General features: G+C 73.2%; 16 protein-coding genes. 7 read left to right on the forward strand and 9 right to left on the reverse strand.

Features of this window, described 5'->3' with window-relative positions; translation table 11 throughout:
• Window positions 1-10 precede the first annotated feature (10 nt).
• Complete coding sequence (locus AC07FV_RS08905) at window positions 11-448, forward strand: Hsp20/alpha crystallin family protein (RefSeq protein WP_479085710.1); 438 nt, start codon at window positions 11-13, stop codon at window positions 446-448.
• Between the two features lie 183 nt (window positions 449-631).
• Window positions 632-1,084: a DUF2267 domain-containing protein gene (locus AC07FV_RS08910; RefSeq protein ID WP_479085711.1), complete on the forward strand. Its 453-nt coding sequence runs from the start codon at window positions 632-634 to the stop codon at window positions 1,082-1,084.
• Here the strand turns inward: AC07FV_RS08910 and AC07FV_RS08915 are convergent.
• Window positions 1,068-2,330, reverse strand: a complete 1,263-nt coding sequence (locus tag AC07FV_RS08915) for a MalY/PatB family protein (protein WP_479085712.1) — start codon at window positions 2,328-2,330, stop codon at window positions 1,068-1,070. The genes AC07FV_RS08910 and AC07FV_RS08915 overlap by 17 nt on opposite strands.
• Window positions 2,327-3,982 carry a maltose/glucose-specific PTS transporter subunit IIBC gene (gene malX, locus AC07FV_RS08920; RefSeq protein ID WP_479085713.1) on the reverse strand — a complete coding sequence of 552 codons (1,656 nt, stop codon included), beginning with the start codon at window positions 3,980-3,982 and terminating at the stop codon, window positions 2,327-2,329. Before malX ends, AC07FV_RS08915 begins: the two co-directional genes overlap by 4 nt.
• Window positions 3,983-4,188: 206 nt before the next feature.
• Between malX and AC07FV_RS08925 the strand changes: the two genes are divergently transcribed.
• Window positions 4,189-5,550, forward strand: a complete 1,362-nt coding sequence (locus AC07FV_RS08925) for a DUF5933 domain-containing protein (protein WP_479085715.1) — start codon at window positions 4,189-4,191, stop codon at window positions 5,548-5,550.
• A gap of 58 nt (window positions 5,551-5,608) precedes the next feature.
• Here AC07FV_RS08925 and AC07FV_RS08930 read toward each other — a convergent pair whose 3' ends face one another.
• From AC07FV_RS08930 to AC07FV_RS08945, 4 genes are all read right to left on the reverse strand, one after another.
• Entirely contained in the window at window positions 5,609-6,472 is an 864-nt protein-coding gene (locus AC07FV_RS08930) for an ATP-binding cassette domain-containing protein (protein WP_479085717.1), read from the reverse strand.
• On the reverse strand, window positions 6,469-8,346 hold the full coding sequence (locus AC07FV_RS08935) for a dipeptide/oligopeptide/nickel ABC transporter permease/ATP-binding protein (protein WP_479085719.1): 1,878 nt from the start codon (window positions 8,344-8,346) through the stop codon (window positions 6,469-6,471). Before AC07FV_RS08935 ends, AC07FV_RS08930 begins: the two co-directional genes overlap by 4 nt.
• Entirely contained in the window at window positions 8,343-9,284 is a 942-nt protein-coding gene (locus AC07FV_RS08940) for an ABC transporter permease (protein WP_366766876.1), read from the reverse strand. Before AC07FV_RS08940 ends, AC07FV_RS08935 begins: the two co-directional genes overlap by 4 nt.
• Before the next feature lie 72 nt (window positions 9,285-9,356).
• Entirely contained in the window at window positions 9,357-10,886 is a 1,530-nt protein-coding gene (locus AC07FV_RS08945; RefSeq protein ID WP_479085722.1) for an ABC transporter substrate-binding protein, read from the reverse strand.
• 192 nt (window positions 10,887-11,078) lie between these two features.
• Between AC07FV_RS08945 and AC07FV_RS08950 the strand changes: the two genes are divergently transcribed.
• Complete coding sequence (locus AC07FV_RS08950) at window positions 11,079-11,738, forward strand: TetR/AcrR family transcriptional regulator (RefSeq protein ID WP_479085724.1); 660 nt, start codon at window positions 11,079-11,081, stop codon at window positions 11,736-11,738.
• Here AC07FV_RS08950 and AC07FV_RS08955 read toward each other — a convergent pair.
• Window positions 11,728-12,639, reverse strand: coding sequence for an SGNH/GDSL hydrolase family protein (locus AC07FV_RS08955; protein ID WP_479085725.1), 912 nt, complete (start codon window positions 12,637-12,639; stop codon window positions 11,728-11,730). The two genes, AC07FV_RS08950 and AC07FV_RS08955, sit on opposite strands and share 11 nt — an antisense overlap.
• 249 nt (window positions 12,640-12,888) lie before the next feature.
• Here AC07FV_RS08955 and AC07FV_RS08960 point away from each other — a divergent pair, with 249 nt between their 5' ends.
• Both AC07FV_RS08960 and AC07FV_RS08965 read left to right on the forward strand, forming a co-directional pair.
• Entirely contained in the window at window positions 12,889-15,297 is a 2,409-nt protein-coding gene (locus AC07FV_RS08960; protein ID WP_479085726.1) for a glycoside hydrolase family 3 C-terminal domain-containing protein, read from the forward strand.
• A gap of 304 nt (window positions 15,298-15,601) precedes the next feature.
• A complete protein-coding gene (locus AC07FV_RS08965) occupies window positions 15,602-16,813 on the forward strand; it encodes a serine hydrolase domain-containing protein (protein ID WP_479085727.1) in 1,212 nt (403 codons plus the stop codon).
• A gap of 215 nt (window positions 16,814-17,028) precedes the next feature.
• On the opposite strand, the gene AC07FV_RS08970 is transcribed toward AC07FV_RS08965, so the two are convergent.
• Window positions 17,029-17,607 carry a TetR/AcrR family transcriptional regulator gene (locus AC07FV_RS08970; protein WP_479085728.1) on the reverse strand — a complete coding sequence of 193 codons (579 nt, stop codon included), beginning with the start codon at window positions 17,605-17,607 and terminating at the stop codon, window positions 17,029-17,031.
• Between the two features lie 10 nt (window positions 17,608-17,617).
• Entirely contained in the window at window positions 17,618-18,892 is a 1,275-nt protein-coding gene (locus AC07FV_RS08975) for a glycoside hydrolase family 1 protein (protein WP_479085730.1), read from the reverse strand.
• A 279-nt stretch (window positions 18,893-19,171) separates the two neighbouring features.
• On the opposite strand from AC07FV_RS08975, the gene AC07FV_RS08980 reads away from it, so the two are divergent.
• On the forward strand, window positions 19,172-20,770 hold the full coding sequence (locus tag AC07FV_RS08980) for a family 20 glycosylhydrolase (protein WP_479085731.1): 1,599 nt from the start codon (window positions 19,172-19,174) through the stop codon (window positions 20,768-20,770).
• The last annotated feature ends 28 nt before the right edge of the window (window positions 20,771-20,798 follow it).

The following is a 20,798-nucleotide window of genomic DNA, read 5'->3' on the forward strand; positions in this document are numbered from 1 at the left end:
AGGTGTTCCGATGCTGATGCGCACCGACCCCTTCCGTGAGTTCGACCGCGTCGCCCAGCAGTTGCTCGGCGGTCCGTCCGGCACCTGGTCCCGTCCCTCGGCGATGCCCATGGACGCCTACCGGGAGGGCGACTCGTACGTGATCGCCCTCGATCTGCCCGGCGTCGACCCCGAAGCGATCGACATCGACGTCGAACGCAACATGCTGACCGTCCGGGCCGAACGCCGCCCCGCCCCCGCGGCCGAAGGCGTGCAGATGGAGCTGTCGGAACGACCGCTGGGCGTCTTCTCCCGACAGGTGATGCTGGCGGACACCCTCGACACCGAGCACATCACCGCCGACTACGAGGCGGGCGTGCTCACCCTGCGTGTTCCGATCGCCGAGCGGGCCAAGCCCCGCAAGATCTCCATCACCGGCGCGTCGGACCGCAAGGAGATCTCCGGCTGAGCGGCAGCCGCACCGGCAGCGGCGGAGGACCGCACGCCCCGCGTTCCCCCGTCCTCCGCCGCGCCCGCGGCAGCCTGCGCCCCGGCGCCGCCCCGGCTCCGTCGCCCACCGCCGCGGGCCGTCCGGCGCCCCGGCTCCCACGACATGAAGCCTCCACCACGAACGAGGAAGGATCCCTCACCGATGCAGTCCCTGACGGCCCGGGTCCCGGCGGCGGCCACGGTCACGGCCGAACCGGACACGCCGTACGTCCGGATGCTGGAGCAGGTCCGCTACCACGGCGCCTACGCCACGCGCGAGCGGGCCGAGGAGGTCGTGTCCGCCGTACTGGCCGCCCTCGGCCGCCGGGTCACCGGCGAGGAGCGCGTCGAGCTGGCGGCCCGGCTGCCCCGGGAGGCCGCGCGGATCTTCGCGGCGCAGGCACCCGTGGCCGAACCGATGACCGGCTGGGGTTTCGTCAGGGACCTCGCCGACCGTACCGGCGGTTCCCTCGCCACGACGCGCTGGGACGTCGGCTCCGTCCTCGGCGTGGTCGCCCGCCTCGCCGGTCCCGACCTGCTCGACCGCGTCATCGCCCAGCTCCCGTCCGGCTACGGCATCCTCTTCGGCCGGGCCGAACTCATCCAGGCGGCATGACCGGACGCCGGTCCGCGGCGGGGGCGGCGTGCGGCCCCGCCGCCGTGAGCCGGCGCAGCGCGCGCACCAGGGCCTCGACGCCCGTCCGTGCCTTGGACCGGGGGCAGCCGACGTTGAGCCGCACCCGTCCCGGAGCGCCGTAGGCGGCGCCGGGCATGACGGCCACCTTCTCCACCTCCACGAGGTCACGCTGCAACGCGTCGTCGTCGACGCCGAGGGGCCGCAGGTCGATCCAGGCCAGGTAACCGGCCTGCGGCGGCTCCCAGCCGAGCTGCCCGAACTCCTCGCGCAGCCGGGCGGCGACCATCGCGAGGTTGCCCGCGAGGTACGCGCGCAGGGCGTCCAGCCAGGCCGCACCCTCCCGGTACGCGGCGATGTGCCCGACCAGCGAGAGCACGGCGGGGGAGGACAGGCCGTCCGCCTCCTTGAGCTGCCGGAGGAAGGCGTCGCGCGACGCGGGATCGCCGATGATGCCGTAGCTCCCGGTCAGCGCGGGCACGTTGAACGACTTCGAGGCCGAGGTGAGCACGGCCCACCGCCCCTCGCCGCCGTGCCGTACCCAGGGACGGTGGACGTGCGGGGCGTACGCCAGGTCGGAGTGGATCTCGTCGCTGATGACCGCCACGTCGTACCGTGCGCACCACCGGGCCATCCGGTCCAGCTCGTCGGCGGACCAGACCCTGCCCGTCGGGTTGTGCGGTGAGCACAGCAGCAGCACGGCCGTGTCGGGGAGCGCCAGGAGCCGCTCCAACTCCGCCCAGTCGTCGAGCGGACACTCCCGGAGCCGCCGTCCCGCCGCCGCAACCGTCTTGGGGAACGCGTCGTACATGGGGGTGTGGACGACCACGCCGTCACCGGGCCGCGACCACAGCCGCAGGAGTCGCGCGACCTGGTAGACGACGGAGGGCGCGTAGACGATCGACTCGGGGTCGACCTCCGTGGCGTGCCGTGTCGCGTACCAGTGCACGACGGCGGAGAGGAAGTCGTCCTGGCGCCACCGCGAGTAGCCCAGGACCCCGTGGTCCAGACGGCCGCGGAGCGCCGCCAGGATCTCCGGGGCGGTCTCGAAGTCCATGTCGGAGATCGTGAACGGCAGCAGGTCCGGCACGCCGAAGCGGTCCTGGACGTAGTCCCACTGGGTGCACCAGGTGCCGTGCCGGTCGACCGGGGTGTCGAAGTCGTAGGACGCCGGCGAGGCGTCGCGGGCAGGTCCGGCGGAGGGGACGGGGGAGGGGGCCATGGTCATCCCACCGGGATCATCGAGGCGATGGCGTCCTTCACCGACTGGACCTGGGGGCCGATGACGACCTGGACGTTGTGGTCGTCGAGCTTGACGACCCCCACCGCACCCAGGCGCTTCAGCCGCGCCTCGTCCACCAGACCGGCGTCCCCGACCGTCATCCGCAGACGCGTGATGCAGTTGTCCAGGGAGCGGATGTTGTCGGCGCCTCCGATCGCGTCGAGGATGGCGACGGCGTCGTACTTCCCCGCGACCAGGACGCGTTCCGGTTCCGCCGCGGCGCCCCCGGCCGCGCCGGGGTCACCCGCGGGACCGACCGCGCCGGCGGGCCCGCCGCCCTCCCCGTCCTGCTCCCGGCCGTCCTCGGCCGGCGCCTCGTCGCGGCCCGGGGTCTTCAGGTCGAAGCGGGTGATGGCCCAGCGGAAGAGGAAGTAGTACACGGCGAACCACACCGCCGCGATCACGGGGATCAGGTACCACTTGGTCGAGGAGCCCTGGAGGACACCGAAGACGAGCCAGTCGATGACGTTGCCGTCGGTGTTCCCGATGAACACGCCGAGCACGGCCGCGGTGAGGAAGCCGAGGCCCACGAGGACCGCGTGGAGGGCGTACAGCCACGGCGCGACGAAGAGGAAGAGGAACTCCAGCGGCTCCGTGATGCCGCCCACCACGCAGGCCACCACACCGGACACCAGCAGGGCCTTGATCTCCGGGCGCATCCGCCGGTTCGCGCAGTGGTACATCGCCAGTGCCGCGCCCGGTAGGCCGCCCAGATAGGCGGCCATCTTGCCCTGGGAGAGGAAGTGCGTCGCGTCGGTGACGGCGGCGTTCGGCGCGGCCGAGCAGTCCAGGTGGGCGTAGAACATGTTCAGCGCGCCGGAGACATGGTCCCCGCACACGGCTCCCGAACCGCCGACGTCCGTGAAGCGGAACATGGCGACGAGGATGTGGTGCAGGCCGATCGGCCGCAGCAGCACCTCGCCCATGCCGAAGAAGAACGGACCGAACACCCCGGTGTGGCCGATGCCTCGTCCGACGGCGGTGATCCAGCCGTTGAAGGTCGGCCAGACCAGCGGGATCAGCAGGCCGAGCACGCTCAGGACCAGCGCCGACACGATCGGGACGAAGCGCAGCCCGCCGAAGAAGGCCAGGGCGTCCGGCATCCGCTGCGTGCGGAACCGCCGGTGCAGCAGGCTGACAACGATGCCAACGGCCACGGCGCCCAGCAGACCCGTGTCGATGGACTGCACGCCCAGCACGTCGGCGATGCCGTAGTGCTCGATCGCCTTCTCGTCCTCGAAGTCGACGCCCTCGGCGGTGAGGTAGAAGTTCACCGCGAGGTTCATGGCGGCGAAGCCGACGAAACCGGAGAAGGCGGCGACCCCCTTGTCCTCGCGGGCCAGACCGAGCGGAATCGCCATCGCGAAGAGCACGGGCAGGAACGTGAAGGCGACCAGACCGGTGTTGGCCATCCAGGTGAAGACGAGGTGCCAGCCCTCGCCCCTGAGGAAGGCAACGTTGTCAGTGACGGCCTCGCTGGACAGGGAGGAGCCGATGCCCAGCATGATGCCGCAGAACGCGAGCAGGGCCACGGGGAGCATGAACGTCTTGCCGAGCCCCTGGAGGAATTCCCAGAGGGCGGCCTTGGTCTTCTGCATGTGAACGGGACTTTCGGGCGTGGGGGGACGGGAGGACGGAGGGGGCCGTTCCGCCGGACGGATCACATCACAGCGGGTCGGCGGCTGTCCATGGCTCCGACCAGGGGCGGGACCGGTCCCACCGCACCGTTAGCATGTTCGAAATCGCATGTCCGCCCCCGTGACGTGTGATCTTGTGTCCGGTAACGAGCAAATGGCCCAGACAAGTGAAGAAGACACCCACGCGCATCCCCGCGCCGCGCCGCGGCCTCCCCCGCGCCGTCCCGCGTGAGCCGCGGACGAGGCTGTTGGCGGCGGCAGGGGTCGCGGTCCTCGCGTCCCTCCTGGCGCTGGAATGCGCCGCCCGACACCTCGGGCACCCGGGGCCGCTCACCGCTCAGGCGCGCGAGGTGATCCTCGCCCCGCACTCGGGGCCGCTGCTGTACGCCGGTCTGGCGTTGACGATGGTGGTGCTCACCTGGCGGCAACGGGCCGTCGCGGCCGGCGCCGCGATCGGCATCGACCTCGCGTTCTGGCTGGTGCGGTGGGCCGTCGGCGCCGAGACGAACTTCGGCAACGGCGCGCTCTGGGTGGTCCTGGGCTGCGCGGTCGTCGCCGTCACCCGCCGGGTCGGCCGGGAACGGGCGCTGCTCCTCAAGGGCGCCGGACTGGGCCTGCTGCTGGTCGCGGGCCACAAGACGGGGGACACCTGGCTGCTCATCACGTCGAGGACCCGCCCGCTGGTGCTCGACCAGTACCTGGCCACCGCCGATCGCGCGCTGGGCGACCCCTCCTGGCTGGTCGGCCGCCTCCTCGACGCCACCGGACCGGTCGGCGTCCACACCCTGGGACTCGTCTACGGACAACTCCCGCTGGCGGCGGCCCTCGTCGGGCTCCACCAGCTGCGCCACGTGGGCACCGAGCGCCGCTTCCCCGCCCACCACCTGGTGCGGACCTTCCTGGTCATCGGCCTCCTCGGCCCGGCCGTCTACATGGTCTTCCCGGTCGTCGGCCCGGTCTACGCCTTCGGCGCCGACGGCGGCCAGTGGGCGCTGGCCGACGTGTGGCCGAACACGCCGCCGGCCCTCGGCGTCCCGCACGCGATGCCCTTCGACGCCGTCACCCCGCGCAACTGCATGCCCAGCCTGCACACGGCCTGGGCCACCACGCTCTTCATCCACTCCCGCGACGGCTCCCGGCCGATGCGGTACGCGGGCACCTTCTGGCTGGTCGCCACCCTCGCGGCGACGCTGGGCTTCGGCTACCACTACGGCGTGGACCTCCTCGCCGGAGTGGTCTTCGCCCTCACCGTGGAGGCGGCGATGCGCTCGCTCGCCCGGGGCTGGGACCGCTCGGGCACCCGGCTCGTCACCTACGGCGCGGTGGTCTTCACCGCGCTCCTGGTGTCGTACCGCTTCCTGCCCGGGGAGATGGCCGCCCGGCCCTGGCTGGCCGGACCGCTGCTCGTCCTGGTGACGGCCTCGGTGATCCTCGGCTACGTGCGGACCACCGGGCGGTGGGACGCGCGGGCCGTGCCGGCGCCCCGCCCCGGGGCCACGCCCGCGGCACCGCAGCCCGAACTCGTCTGAGCCGAGCGACGCCGCGGCCGAATGCGCACCGGGCCCCTGGCCGCCCGGTGCCGGCCGCTCATGCCCTGGCGCCCTCCGCCGCCTCCCTGCGCCGCCGTTGCGCGGCGACGTCCGCCACGGGGGCGGCCAGCATCAGCGCCCGGGTGTAGGCATGCCGTGGCGTCCCGGTGACAGCGGCGGCGTCGCCGGTCTCCACGATCTCGCCACGGTGGATCACCGCCACCCGGTGGCTCATGAACCGCACCACCGACAGGTCGTGCGTCACGAAGAGGTACGCCGTCCCTGTCTCCTCCTGGATGTCCAGCAGCAGGTCCAGCACCGCCCGCTGGGTGGTCAGGTCGAGTGCGGAGACCGGCTCGTCGCAGATGACGAGGCGGGGGCGCAGCGCCAGTGCCCGGGCGATGGCGATCCGCTGCCGCTGGCCCCCGGAGAACTCCCGGGGCAGCCGGTGGACTGCGTCACCGGGCAGCTGGACGCGGTCGAGCAGACCGCGGACCCTCTCCCGGGCCTCCTGGGGCCTCGCCCCGTGCGCCACCAGGGGCTCGGCGAGGATGGCCCCGACGGTGAGCGAGGGGTTCAGGGAGCTGTAGGGGTCCTGGAAGACGACCTGGAGGTCCCGGCTCAGTGCGCGGCGGCGGGCTCGGCCCGCCCGGTGGATGGGCTCCCCGGCGAAGGCGATCGTGCCGGAACCCACCGCCACCAGGCCGAGCACGGCCCGGCCGATGGTGGTCTTGCCCGACCCGGACTCCCCGACGAGGCCGAGGGTCTCGCCCGGCCGTACATCCAGGGACACGCCCCTGAGCACCTCGGCGCGCGCGGCGCGCCGGTTCCGCCTGGGGAAGGAGACCCGCAGGTCCCGCACCTGGAGGAGGGCCTCCGGGCCGACGGAGGGGTCGGTCTCGGTGACGTCGACGGCGGTCATACGGTGGTGCTCCTCGCCTCGCGCGGCTGCCAGGGGTCCCGCGCCGGAGCCTCGTCGAGGACGGCGTCGAGCAGGGTCCGGGTGTAGGGGTCCTCGGGGGAGTGCAGGACCTGTTCGGCGGTGCCGGTCTCCACGATCCGGCCGCCGTTCATGACGGCGACGCGGTCGCACAGGTCCGCGACCACTCCGAGGTCGTGGGTGACCAGCAGGACGCCGAGGCCCCGGTCCCGCTGGAGTCTGCGCAGCAGGGCGAGGATCTCCGCCTGGACCCGCACGTCGAGCGCGGTGGTCGGTTCGTCGGCGATGAGAAGCTCGGGGTCGCACGACATGGCGCCAGCGATGAGGACCCGCTGGGCCATGCCACCGGAGATCTCGTGCGGGTGGAGGCGCAGGGTGCGTTCCGGGTGCGCGATCTCCACCAGGCGCAGCAGCTCGACGGCGCGCCGGGTCGCCTCCCGGCGGGAGAGTCCGAGGATGTGACGCATGGGCTCCGTGAGCTGGCTGCCGATGGTGAAGGCGGGGTCGAGGTTGCTCATCGGCTCCTGCGGGACGTAGGCCACGGTGCGGCCCCGCAGTGCGCGGTGCTCGCGTTCGGGCAGTCCGACCACCTCACGTCCCCCGACCAGAACGCTGCCGGCGCCGATCCGTCCGCCGTCGGGCAGGATGCCCAGCATGGCGAAGGCCGTCTGGGTCTTGCCGGAGCCGGACTCGCCGACGAGCCCGACGATCTCCCCGGCGCGGACATCGAGGTCGACCCTGTGGACGACCTCTTTGTCGGTGCCGTCCGCCTGTGTGTAGGCGACGCTGAGTCCGCGTACCGACAGCAGCCCGGCCCGCTCGCCCGCCTCGTCAGCGGTGCCGGAGTCGTCCGCGTCGCCCGCGGCTCGGTGACGTCGCGCGTCCGCCGCCGGCACGGCGCGGCCGCGTCGCGCGGTGCGTGGAGGGGCTGCCTGTGACCGGCCGGTGCGCTCCTCCAGCCCGTCGCGCAGGGCCGACGCGAGCAGGACGAGGGCGCCGTTGGTCAGCCCGAGGGCGAGGCCCGGCCACAGCATGAGCCAAGGCGCGCGCTGGATGTTCTGGAAGGCCTCGTTGAGCATCGCGCCCCAGGTGGCCGCGGAACCGCTGCCCACGCCGAGGAACTCCAGACCCGCCTGGAGTCCGATCGCGACGCCGGCGACGAGCGCGACCTGGATGATGACCGGGCCGCGCACCACGATCAGGACGTGCCGGGCCACGATGCGGGCGTCGGAGAGCCCGGAGACCTTGGCCGCGTCGATGTACAACTCCTTGCGCACACCCGCGACGATGCCCCGTACGAGGCGGTAGAAGCTCGGGGCCGCGAGCACGCCCAGCACGACCATCAGGGCCCACACCTGGGGGCCGAGGATGGCACGGGAGGCGAGCAGCACCACCATCGCCGGCAGTGCCATGACGAGGTCCACCGTCCAGTTGGCGGCGGAGTCGAACCGGCCGCCGCGGTAGCCCGCGTAGAGGCCGGCGGGCACGCCGAGGGCCAGGGCGATGCCGAGGGCGATCAGCGCACCGCCCAGGGTGTTGCGCCCGCCGTACAGGATGCGCGAGAGGATGTCGCGGCCCGCCGAGTCCGTTCCCAGCGGATGCGCGCCGCCGGGGTCGGCGAAGGCCTGGCCGAGCGAGGCGGCCGTGGGGTCCTGCGGGGCCAGCCAGGGCGCCAGGAGCACCGCGAGGACGAGGAGGACGAGCACGGCCGCCGACCCGGCGCCGAGCGGGTTGCGCAACAGCCGCCGCAGTACGCGCGAGGAGGACGCCGCGGGACCGTCGGCGGCGGGAGCCCCGGTGCCGGGGCGGTTCGCACGGGCCGGGACGGGCGGGTCGGCCGGAAGGTTCTCGCTCATGCGGCCCTCGCCTTGGGGTTGAGCCAGCCGACCATGATGTCGACCAGGAGGTTGACCAGGACGACGCCGACCACGGTGAGCATGACCAGTGCCATGATCACGGGGATGTCGCCGCGGGTGGTGTAGGTGACGGTCATGCTGCCGATGCCGGGCAGCCCGAAGATCTGTTCCACTACGACCGCGCCGCCGAGCAGCCCCACGAACTGCATGCCGAGTACGGACAGCGCGGGCGCGCCGGCGTTGCGCAGCACGTGCCGGAAGACGATCCGGGAGGGGGGCAGACCACGGGCGCGCAGGGTACGCACGTAGTCCTGGCGCAGGACGTCGATCACCGCCCCGCGCACCTGTTGGGAGACGCCGGCCACGGAGGCCACCGACAGGGCCAGCACCGGGAGCGTGATCGTGGAGAGCCAGCCGCCGGGCGAGTCGGTGAACGGGATGTAGCCGATGGCCGGGAACCAGTTCAGCTCGACCGCGAAGACCAGCACCAGGACGAGGGTGACGAGGAAGCCGGGGAGCGCGTAGCCCACGACGCCCAGCACCTGCACCACACGGTCGACCACCCCGCGCCGGACGCCCGCCCAGACGCCGAGCAGGAACGACACCACCGTGGTGACCAGGGTGACGCCGATCATCAGGCTGGCGGTGACCGGCAGCCTGCCGAGCACCGCCTGTGTGACGTCCTCGCTGGTGAACCAGGAGGTCCCGAGGTCGCCGCGGACGGCGTGGGCCAGCCAGTCGGCGTACTGCTCCCACACCGGCCGGTCCAGGCCGAGGGAGGCGTTCTTGGCGTCGACGGCGGCCTGGTCGGCGCCCTGGCCGAGGAGTTGCCTGCCGACGTCGGTGTCGGGGATCGACAGCAATACGTAGGTAAGGAGGGAGATGACGGCCAGGAGCAGGGCGCCGGACGCGATCCGGCGGGCGACGAAGGTCAGCATGGCACTCGGTATCCGTGACGGACCGCCGGGGCCGGCGCGGGCGGCGGCCGCCCGGTCCGGCCCCGGCACGGGTCACTTGGTGGGGGAGTAGTTGTAGATCGACGGGACGGCCATGCCGGACTGCGGGCGGACGGTCACCGAGCCGTCCGAGACGTGCAGGTACGTCATCCGGTAGAAGGGCACGAACCACGCCTCCTTCACCAGGTGCTCGCCCAGCGCCCGTACCGCCGCCCCGGCCTGCTCGGCCGTGCCGGACTGGACGCGGGGGACCAGCTCGCGCACGGTGGCGTCGGAGGTGCCGAACATGTTGAAGGCCCCCGGGTTGACCAGTTCGTCGACCACGACCCAGTCCGACGAGGACTGTCCCATGTTCATGACCATCCCGGAGTAGGCGCGGTCGGTGAACACCTTCTGGACCGCCGAGGCTCCGTCGAGGTCGTCCCAGACCAGTTTCACCCCGACGGCCTCGAGGTCGGCGGCCAGCGAAGCGGCGAGCGCGTCGTTGACGATGGCGGCGATGCGGGGGAGCTTCAGCGTGAAGCCGTCGGCGTGGCCCGCGGCCCGCAACAGGTTCCTGGCCCTGTCAGGGTCATGGGGGTAGTACGTGTCCAGCTTCCGGTCGTACCCGTGCGTGTCAGGGCCGAAGACCTGGGAGGTGGTCTCGCCGCGGTTCTGGCGGATCGCCTCGAGCATCGTCTTCCGGTCGATGGCGAGGTTGAGGGCCTGGCGGACGCGGGCGTCCTTCAGCGCGGGGGTCAGCTTCCCGCCCCGGTCGAAGAGCAGCAGGCCCTGGAAGTCGAACTCCTGCTCGGTCGTCTTCATCCGGGGGTCGGACTCGATGCTGATCTGCTGGTCGGCGCTCTGCAGGAGGGCCGCGTTCACCTGACCGGTCTTCAGGCCGTTGACGATGGCCGTCTCGTTGTCGAAGAAACTCATCGTCAGCGTCTCGTAGGGAAGCGGCTCGCCCCAGTAGTCGGGGTTGCGCTGGTACACCCACTTGGTGCCGACCGTGGTCTTCGCCTTGTCCAGGCGGTAGGGACCGGTCCCGTCCGGAGTCGTCTTGAGACCGTCGCCCCGGTCGAAGGCCGACGGGTTGGCCATGAGGCCGGCCGCGTCGCTCAGGTAGAAGAGCATGGCGGGGTTGGGCTGCTTCAGTCTGAGCGTCACGTGCGTGGCGTCCTCGACCGCGACCGACTCCAGGTCCTTCAGCCACTTGGCGTCCGCGCCGCCGCCCTCCTTGAAGCGCTCCATGTTGGCCTTGACCGCGGTCGCGTCGAAAGCGGTGCCGTCCGCGAACTTCGCGTCCTTGCGCAGGGTGAGACCGAGCTCGGTGCGGTCCGCGTTGTACTCCCACGCGGTGGCGAGCATGGGGCGGAACTCGCCGTCGGGCTCACGCTTGACGAGGGTGTCGTAGGTCGCCTGGAAGAACGGCAGGGCGCTGCCGACCGCCTGGGCCGGATCGAGGCTCTGCGGAAACGTCATGGTCGCGATGTTCAGCGTCGACGTGCCGGCGCCCGTGGTGCCGGCGTCGGTGCATCCCGCGAGGCCGAGAGAGGCCGCCAGGCAGGCGGCGAGGGCCCCGGTTCGGGTGGTTCTGGACATGGTTTTCGCTCCGTGTGGAGAGCCGGGAAAGGCGTCCCGGACGAGATGGGCGGTGAGCTTAGCCGCAGAACTGACCACTTGGTAGGTTTTCTCGCGGTGCGGTCGGCCTGCTGGTAACTTCCGGGGACCGTCACGCGGCGCCGAGAGCGCGGCCCCGCGGTCCGACGGCGTCGACGGCAGGAGACCGCAGAAGTGAGCGCACGACCCCCGGGCGCCCCGCGTCGCCTCTCCAAGGGAGAGCGGACGCGGGCGCGCATCCTGGACTCCGCGGCCGAGTTGTTCTCCCGTTCCGGCTTCAACGCCGTCTCGCTGCGGGACATCGCCGCGCACGCGGGGCTGACCCATGCCGGCGTGCTGCACCACTTCTCCGGCAAGGAGTCCCTGCTGACCGCGGTGCTGAGCCACCGGGACCGGCTGGACGCGCAGTCGGTCTTCCCCGGAATCACCCACCCGGGCGCCCCCGAGCCGTCGCCGGCGGAGCGGCTGCGCATGCTGCTCGGGGTGGTCGCCCGGAACAGTTCGACTCCGGGTCTGGTCGCGCTGTACACGAAGCTCTCCGCCGAGGCCACGGACCCCGGGCACCCCGCCCACCACTACTTCAGGGAGCGGTACCGCGTCCTGCGGGAGGAGCTGACCGTCCTCGTCGAGGCCCTGTGGACGGCGTCCGGCCCGCCGGCCGCCGTCGATCCAGCCGTCGTCGCCCGGCAGTTGCTGGCGCTGATGGACGGGCTGCAGACACAGTGGCTGCTGGAGCCCGAGGCGGTGGCGATGGAGGACCTGGTGCGTGACTACCTGGTCCGGCTCGGTCTCGACCCGGACGGCGGCGCGCCCGCGGCCGGCGTCAGCGCGTGAGGGCGGCGAGCACCGCATCGGCCGTACTCCGGTGCCCGTCGGCGTTGGGGTGGAATCCGGCCGCGGCCGCGGTGTCCTCGGGCTCGATCCAGCGGACCCCGACCGGTCGGCACACGTCGTGCCCGACGGAGGGGCCGTAGGCGTCGACGTAGGTGGCGCCGTCGAGCCCGGCCTGCGCGGCGAGCATGGCGTCGAGGTGCTTCGTCATGTCGCGCAGCCAGGGGAAGTCGCCTTCGGCGAGCGCGACCGTCGCCCGGCAGGCCGTGCCGTCGTCGGGGAAGATCGTCGGGTATCCGACCACGAGGATGCGGGCGTGCGGGGAGCGGACGCGGATCTCGTCGAGGACGGCTCCCACACGCGGTGCCGTGGCGTCGATGCGGGCGGCGATCTCGTCGGTGCCGAACAGCGTGTAGCTCCGCTTGCACGGCGCGCCCTGTGGTGCGAGGTACCCGAGGAGCACGCAGCGGGTGATGACGCCGGGCAGGTCGAGGTCGTTGCCGCCGATGCCGAGCGTCACCAGGGTGGTGTCGGGGCGCAGGGCGTCGAGCTGTGGTGGCACGGTGTCCTGAGGGCCCGTCATGTGACTGGTGTCGGCACCCGCGCAGGTCACGTCGGTGAAGGACGCGGCCTGCACCGCCCCGGCGACCAGGGTGGCGTAGTTGGCCGACGAACGTCCGCAGCCCGGGTCGGTCTGTTCGGGAATGCCCGGCCCGGAGCTGAAGGAGTCGCCGAGGGCGACGTAGCGCACCTCCGCGGCGGTCGGCGCGGGCCCGGGGTCAGGGGTCGCGGAGGCGGCCGTGGCGGCGCTGATCAGGGAGGCGAGGGCCGCGGCGACGGTGACCGCGCGCCGCCGCGCGCGTCTTCCGGGTGGCGCGGCGGAGGGCCGGCTTGAGGGAGGCATGGCGGTTCCTCGTTTCGGCGATGGGTGAGAGTGCGAAAACCGTACGGTGATCGGTTTCTGGTAGTCAATAGGGTGCACCGAGATGGGGTGGCAGGGTCCACAGGGGCGTCTGCCGCCGGGTGGAGGGTTCTTGACAGTGAAAACCGATCATCGTACGGTTTTTGAAGTTTCAGCTATCCGGCCAGGTCTTTCACCCCGCCGTGACCCCGCCGTACTCACCAGCCTCACCAGAGCCGAACAGGTGCGCGTATGACCCAGCAGACCCCGTCGACGCCGTCCCTTCCGCTGCCCGACAAGGCCTCGCTGACCAGCGGTGCGGGTGACTTCGTCACGACCGGCCTCGCTGCTGCCGGTGTCCCCGCCGTCACGCTGTCCGACGGCCCGCACGGCCTGCGGTTGCCGAAGGAGAGCGGCGACGGCGGCCAGCTCGACCTGCACAGCGCCGCACCCGCCACCTGCTTCCCGCCGGCCGTGGCCCTGGGCAGTGGCTGGGACCCCGGACTGACGCGGCGTGTCGCCGGCGCGATCGCCGCCGAGGCCTCCGCCCACGGAGTGCACGTCGTGCTCGGCCCCGGGATCAACATCAAGCGGTCGCCGCTGTGCGGGCGCAACTTCGAGTACTTCTCGGAGGACCCCCTGCTGACCGCCGAACTCGGCGGCGCCATGGTCCGCGGCCTGCAGGAGGCGGGCGTCGGCGCCGCCCTCAAGCACTACGCGGCCAACAACCAGGAGACGGACCGCATGCGGGTCAGCGCCGACGTCGACGAGCGCCCGCTGCGCGAGATATACCTGCGCGCGTTCGAACGCATCGTCCGCCGCGACCGACCGTGGTCCGTCATGGCCTCCTACAACGCGCTCAACGGCGTCCCGCTGTCGGAGAACACACGGTTGCTCACCGACATCCTGCGCACGGAATGGGGCTTCGACGGCATCGTCATGTCCGACTGGGGTGCGGTGCGCGACCGGGTCGCCGCGCTGCGCGCCGGCCTCGACCTCCAGATGCCGGGCACTGGTGGGCGCACCGACCGGGAGGTCGTCGCCGCGGTGACCGACGGGCACCTCGACGAGGCGGTGCTCGACACCGCGGTCGAGCGTCTTGCCCGCTTCGCCCGGCGCGCGACGGGCAGCGCCCGCAGCGGGGACCGGTTCTCCGTGGAGGAACACCACCGCCTGGCCGGTGAGGCCGCGGACCGGTGCGTGGTCCTCCTCAAGAACGACACGGGACTGCTGCCCCTCGATCCGGCCGCCGGCAGCGTGGCCGTCATCGGTGAACTGGCCCGCACCCCCCGTTACCAGGGCGCGGGCAGCTCCCAGGTGACACCCACCCGCCTCGACACACCGCTCGACTGTCTGCGGCGGCTCGCCGACGGCGCTCAGGTGGAGTTCGCCGCGGGCTACGCCCTCGCCGGTGCCGACGTCGCCGGACCTGCTCCGGCCGCGGAGGACGAGGCGGTGCGGCTCGCCGCCGGGAGCGACTCGGTGGTGGTCTTCCTCGGCCTCTCGGCACAGGACGAGTCCGAGGGGTTCGACCGCACCCACATCGACCTCCCCGCCGACCAGGTACGCCTGCTGGAACGAGTCCGCGCGGTCAACGACCGGGTGTGCGTGGTGCTGTCCAACGGCGGAGCGGTGCGCACCGCGCCCTGGCACGACACGGTTCCCGCCGTCGTCGAGGGCTGGTTGCTCGGCCAGGCCGGCGGAGGCGCCCTCGCCCGGGTGCTGTTCGGCGCGGTCAACCCCTCCGGCAAGCTGGCCGAGACGCTGCCGCTGCGCCTGGAGGACTGCCCGAGCCACCTGTCCTTCCCCGGCGAGGAGGGCCGGGTCCGGTACGGCGAGGGCGTGTTCGTCGGATACCGCGGCTACGACGCCGCCCGCCGCGAGGTCGCCTTCCCGTTCGGCCACGGGCTGTCCTACACCAGCTTCGCCTACTCCGGCCTGCGCGTGGATTCGCGGGAGGACGGCACGGCGTTCGACGTCGCGGTGACCGTCACCAACACCGGGGAGCGGGCGGGCCGAGAGGTGGTCCAGTTCTACAGCGCGGCGCCGGTCGACTCCGAGGTGGCCCGGGCGCCGAGGGAACTGCGGGCCTTCGCCTCGGTGTCGCTCGACCCCGGTGAGAGCCGCGAGGTGGTGGTGGAGCTGGCACGGGCCGACCTGGCCCACTACAGCGAACGCGAGGGCGGCTGGCGGGTCGAGGGCGGTGTGCACCGCATCGAGGCGGCAGCATCCTCGAGGGACGTGCGGCTGTCGGTGGGGATCACCCTCGACGGGGACCCCTCGCGGCTGCGGCTGACCGGGCGCAACACGCTCGCGGAATGGCTGCGGCACCCGGTGGGGGGGCCGCTGCTCGCGGAGCGGTTCGCCCGTGCCCGCGCGGCCGCGCCCGGGTCCGGGGCCCTGGAGGACCCGGTGTTGCGGCGGTTCCTCGCCGGCATGCCGCTCGAGGTGATCTCGGAGTTCCCGCAGAGTCCGGTTTCGCCGGACGCGGTGGGGGAGTTGACCGCCGAAGTCGCCGACGCGAGAGCCACCCGGACCACCGCGTCCGTGCGGGAGGGCTCCGCACCGGAGGGCGTGCCGGACGACGGCACGACCGGGGGCGATGCCGCTGCCTCCGAGTCCCGGGCCGCGACGGCTGCCGCCGCGCCCGAGGGGTCGTGACGGCCACTTCCGGGTACGCGGCCGGCGCCTGCGCGCCCGAGGCCGGGAGCGTGGTGGCGACTTCCGTGCTCGTGGCCGTCGCCTGCGTCCCCGAGGCCGGGACGGACGCCGATGGGCCCGGGGACGTGGCAACCTCCTTCATGTCCATGGCCGTTCCCTGCGCGCCAGGAGCCATGACCGAAGCCTCCGTGTCCGGGTCCGCGTCTCCCGCATCCTCGATCGCCGCCGCCCCGGCGCCCGCGGCCGCACCCTGCGCCGCGCCGTCCCGCGCAACCACCGGCGGCGCGCTCCGCCGCACGCCACGGTGACCGCGGGCGTGGTGGTGCGCGGCCGAGTGCGGCCGGGCTGGGAGGCCGTACGCGAGGCCTTTGCTCAGGGACAGGCGGACGATCCGGGCGCCGCGCAACTGGCCGTGCACCACCGGGGCCGACCGGTCGTCGACCTGTGGACCGAGGGCGCGGCGACCGTCCCGCCCACCGGGCCGGACTGGGTCACCGTGCTGATGTCCGCCACCAAGGGCATGACGGCCGTCTGTGTCCATCTGCTCGCCGAACGCGGCCTGCTGGACCTGGAGGCACCCGTCGCCCGCCACTGGCCGGAGTTCGCCGCGGCCGGCAAGGCGGAGACGACGGTGGCCGACCTGCTCGCCCACCGCTCGGGGCTGCCTGCCTTCACCGACGACCCGGCCGGCGTCGGCCTGCCCGGCCTCCTGGACCACGTCGGCCGCGTCCGCGCCCTCGCGTCCATGCGGCCGCTCTGGGAGCCCGGCACGGCGTTCCTCTACCACGCCCTCACCTACGGCCACCTGCTGGGAGAGGTGGTCCGCCGCGTGACGGGCACGAGCGTCGGGGCGTTCTTCGCCCGGGAAGTGGCCGGGCCGCTGCGGCTGGACCTGTGGATGGACCTGCCCCGGTCGGCGGAGCACCGGTTCGTGCCGCAGACCGCCGTACGGCCTGCGCCCGGCGCCGAACAGATCGCCGCGGCGGTCGGCCGCCTCGGCCTCGCACCCGGCGACCGGCTGGCCGCCGTGCTGCGCGCCTCGGCCGGTGAACTGGCCTCGTTCGTCGAGGCCTTCGACTCGTCCCGGGGCCGCGCGCACGAGTTTCCCGCCGCCGGCGGCATCGGCGACGCGCGGTCGCTGTCCCGCCTGTACGCCGCCCTCCTCGGCGAGGTCGGCGGCGTGCGGCTGCTGTCCGCCGCAGCGGTGGAGCGAGCCCGCGCCCCGCAGACCGACCACCTGCCGCCACCGGGACCGCTGCGCCGGTTCGACGGACCGGACCGGTCCCGCTTCGGCCTCGGTTTCGAGCTGCCCCGACCTGGCTCACCCCTGCTCGGCGAGGGCTCCTTCGGCCATGCCGGAGCGGGTGGCCGGCTGGGCATGGCGGACCCGGAGAGCGGCTTGGCGGTCGGCTACGTCTGCACCGCCATGGCCTGGGACCCGTCCGCGGGTCCCGATCCGCGCTGGACGCCGTGGACCGCGGCGGTCCGGGAAGCGGCCGGGACCGGCCCGCCCTGAGGCGTGCCGCACGGATCTCAGGTTGAGGCCTCCCCGGCTTCGGCCTGGTCGTGCCTCGCGGCCCGGTCATCCGGCCCCGCGTCCGCCTGCCCGGACCCACCCGCACCACCGGCCGTGCGGCCGGGGGGCGAGGAGGGGGCCCCGGTGTCGTGGCGCCGGACGGCGGCCGGGGCGGCCCGCGACCGCCGGAAGGGGGCTGAGGGTCCCCCTCCCGGTCAGGCCTCCCGGTCCGGGGCCAGCAGTCGCATGATGTCGTCGATGGGCTGTTCCATGTCCGTGGACCGGTCGATGAGCCACTGCAACTGGATGCCGTCGGCCACCGCCAGCAGCAGTACCGCCAGCCGCTCGGGCGGGACGACGGTGCTCATGCGCCCCTCGTCCATGCGCTCGCGCACGTACGTCGCCACCCGTTCCCGCAGCACCGGGTAGCGCTCGGCGAAGTGCGCGTGCGCGGGATGCCCGGTGTCACTGGCGGCCGCCGCCATGGACACGAACAGCTCCACCAGACCAGGGGTCCTGGCACCCTCCCTGATGATCTCCCGGTAACTCTCGGGGCTGGTGCGCTCGTCCTGCCGTACCCGGGCGGTCTCGTCGCGCATGCGCAGGACCTGTGTGAGGAGGTCCTCCTTGGAGTCGAAGTAGTGCATCAGCCCGGGCAGGCTGAGATTGCACTGGGCGGCCACCTTCCGCAGCGAGGTCCCCCGGTACCCCTCGGCAGCGAAGATCTCCAGAGCCGCGTGCAGGATCTCGCCGCGCTTCGCCTCGCCCTTCTCGTACGGGCCGCGTTTCGCCATGCCGGCCAGCCTAACCCGCGTGCGCGACGCCGGCCGCCGAGGCGCCGGGCGCCTCCGGCAGGCGCCCGGAACGGGCCACGGAGCCCAGCCAGCGGGCCGACTCCTTGGGACGGCGGGCGAAGGAGTGCGGATCGACCGCGATGAGGCCGAACGTCGGCCGGTAGGAGCCCCATTCGTAGTTGTCCAGGGCGCTCCAGTGCAGGTAGCCACGTACGTCCACGCCGTCGCGCAGAGCGGCGGCCAGGCCGGCCAGGGCCCTGCCGGTGTACGAGATGCGCAGGGCGTCGTCGTCGGTGGCGATGCCGTTCTCGGTGACCAGGATGGGCACGTCCGGTCCGACCACGGCGGCGGTGTGCCGTACGGCCTCTCCCAGCGCCTCCGGGTAGAACTCCCAGCCGGTCAGCGTGGTCTCGGCGCCCTGCGGCACGGGCAGCGGTCCGTCCGGACCGATCAGGTGCCGCGTGTACGCCTGTACGCCGACCCAGTCGTCCTCGCGGGCGGCCTCCAGGAACACGTCCTCGCGCGGCCCGGCGTAGGCGGCGGCGACCTCCTCGGCGCCCGGCTCGGCCTGGTAGACCTGGTTGGCGACGGTCCAGCCCACCCGGAGAGCGGGGTCGGCTTCCTTGAGCACGCCGAAGGCCGCCCGGTGGGCCCGGATCAGCGCCCGGGTCACGTCGGCGTCCGGTTCCACGGAGCCGGGGTCGAGGGCGGCCGCGCCCGTGCGGTTGCCGCCGCGGGTCCGGCTGCGGGCGGTGTCGCGCACCACCGTGTGCATCAACGCGACCATGTTGGGCTCGTTGATCGTGACCACGTGGCGGACGCCCGCCGAGAGGATGTCGGCGGCCACGCCCGCGTAGGCCGCGAACAGCTCGGCCGACTCGGGCGCGGACCAGCCGCCGAGTTCGCTGAACCACCGCGGCGAGGTGAAGTGGTGCAGCGTCACCACCGGCGTCAGCCCGCGTGCCAGGGCTCCGCGCACCATGTCCCGGTAGTGGGCGACGGCGGCACGCGAGATCCGGCCGCGCTCGGGCTCCACACGTGCCCATTCGATCCCGAAACGGTAGGCGTTGAAACCGAGTTCACTCAGCAGGTCCATGTCCTGCGGCCAGCGGTGGAAGCTGTCGGCCGCGTCGCCGCTCGGCTCGGCGACGAAGCTGTCCGGCCGGTTCTCCCACGCCCACCAGTCACTGGAGACGTTGTTCCCCTCGACCTGGTGGGCGGAGGTGGAGGCTCCCATGAGGAAACCGTGCGGCAGCACGAGACCGGGCCCGGTCGGGGGTGTCATGCGGGGCTCCTTTCGCCTCGGATCCCGGCCCGGACGAGGTCGGGGCGGGGCTCCGTGAAAAGCGTTCATTGATCGGTTTTCGTGTTAGCGTACAGGCGGAGCCGCTCCGGCAGGAAGGCGCGCCGGCCGCCCCCCTTCCGGAACGGCCCGCCGCCCGGGGCCCGCGCCCACCTGACGAGGCCGCGGCCCCCGGAGCCGGCGCCCACGGCGTCCCGGCCCGAACACCGCGCCTGGCCGAGCACGGCGCCGCCAACCGCACGAGCCGCGTGGAGGAGAACCATGGACGTCGTCATTCCGGCCCTCGCGAACCGGACGGAGGCCGCCACCGGAGGGACACTGGACCCCGCCGGACCGTGGCGCGTCACCACCACCGACCATCGCCTCGCACCGGTCGCCGGGACCGTCCGTGCGCTCCTCGCCCCTCACCTCGGCGACCGCCTGCTGCCACCGGACGCACTCGGGACCGCCGCCACCCTCGAACTCGTCCTCGACGCCGCCGCTTCGGTTCCGCACCGGGCACCCGTCGGCATCTCGCCGCCCGGCGCCGCGGAACCGGGTGACGAGTCGTACCGCGTCACGGTCACCGCACACGGCATCAGCTGCCGGGCCGCCACACCCGAAGGTGCGTTCCGCGCGGCCACCACGGCGCTCCAGGCGATGGCCGCGACCACCGGCCCCCTTCTCTGCGGGGAGCTGACGGACGCACCGCACTACGCGTGGCGCGGCCTGATGGTCGACTCGGCGCGCGGCTATCTCACGCCCGCCGAACTGCGCCGGGTCATCGACCTGGCGGCCCTGTACAAGCTGAACGTCCTGCACCTGCATCTGACCGACAACGAGGGCTGGCGCCTGCCGCTGCCCGCCGCGGCCACCACGCGCGGACCGGACGCCCTCCCGCGCCCGTACTACACCGCCGACGACTACCGCGACCTGCAGGCCTACGCGGCCGAGCGCTTCGTCACGGTCGTCCCCGAGATCGACCTGCCCGGCCACTGCGCCGCCCTGCGCGAGGCGGTGCCCGGCCTGCCCGCCGCGCCCGCGCCGCAGGGGCTGAAGGGCCGCTTCCCGTACGTGCCGCCACTCGACCTGGCCGACCCCGCGACCCGGGACCTGGTGGCCTCCGTCCTCACCGAGGTGTGCGAGCTGACCGACGGCCCCTTCGTGCACATCGGCGGAGACGAGGCGGTCGGCATGACCGCGGACAGCTTCGTCCTGGCCGTACGCGAACTGCGCGCCGTGGTACGGGCGGCCGGTAAGCGTCCGCTGTCCTGGCAGGAGGGCGCACGCGCCGGGGTGACCACGGACGACATCGCACAGTTCTGGGTGGACGTGCCGATGATGGACCTGCCCGACACACAGGAGGAACTCGACCGTCGTCCCGAACTGCTGGCGGCCGGCTACACCCCGGCCCTCGTCCGGGCCCTCAAGGGGTTCTTCGCGCCGACCGACGCGGATCTCGCACGGATCCTGGACGGCGGCGGCCGCGTCCTGCTCTCCCCGCAGTCCCACCTCTACCTGGACCGCCGCTACCCGCCGGACGTCGCCCCGCCGGCCCAGGCCGAGGACGCCGCCCGCCTGGGCTTCCCGACCTACCGGCCCCGCGGGGTGCGGCACACCGCCGCCTGGGACCCCGCCGAGTACGGGATTCCCGAGGAGCGCGTCGCCGGGATCGAGGCGACGGTTTTCGGCGAGTCGATCCAGGGACTCGACGACCTGACCACCCTGCTGCTGCCGCGCCTGCCGTCCGTCGCCCACACCGCGTGGACCGGCCGGACCCCGGACTGGGAGGCCCACCGCGACCGCGTCGCCCGGCACGGCGGGCTCTGGAACGACCGCGGGCTCTCCTACCTGGCCTCCACGGAGATCCCCTGGACGTGACCTGCGCGCCACGGACGACGGGCGGACG

Source organism: Streptomyces sp. NPDC045956 (assembly GCF_056430705.1).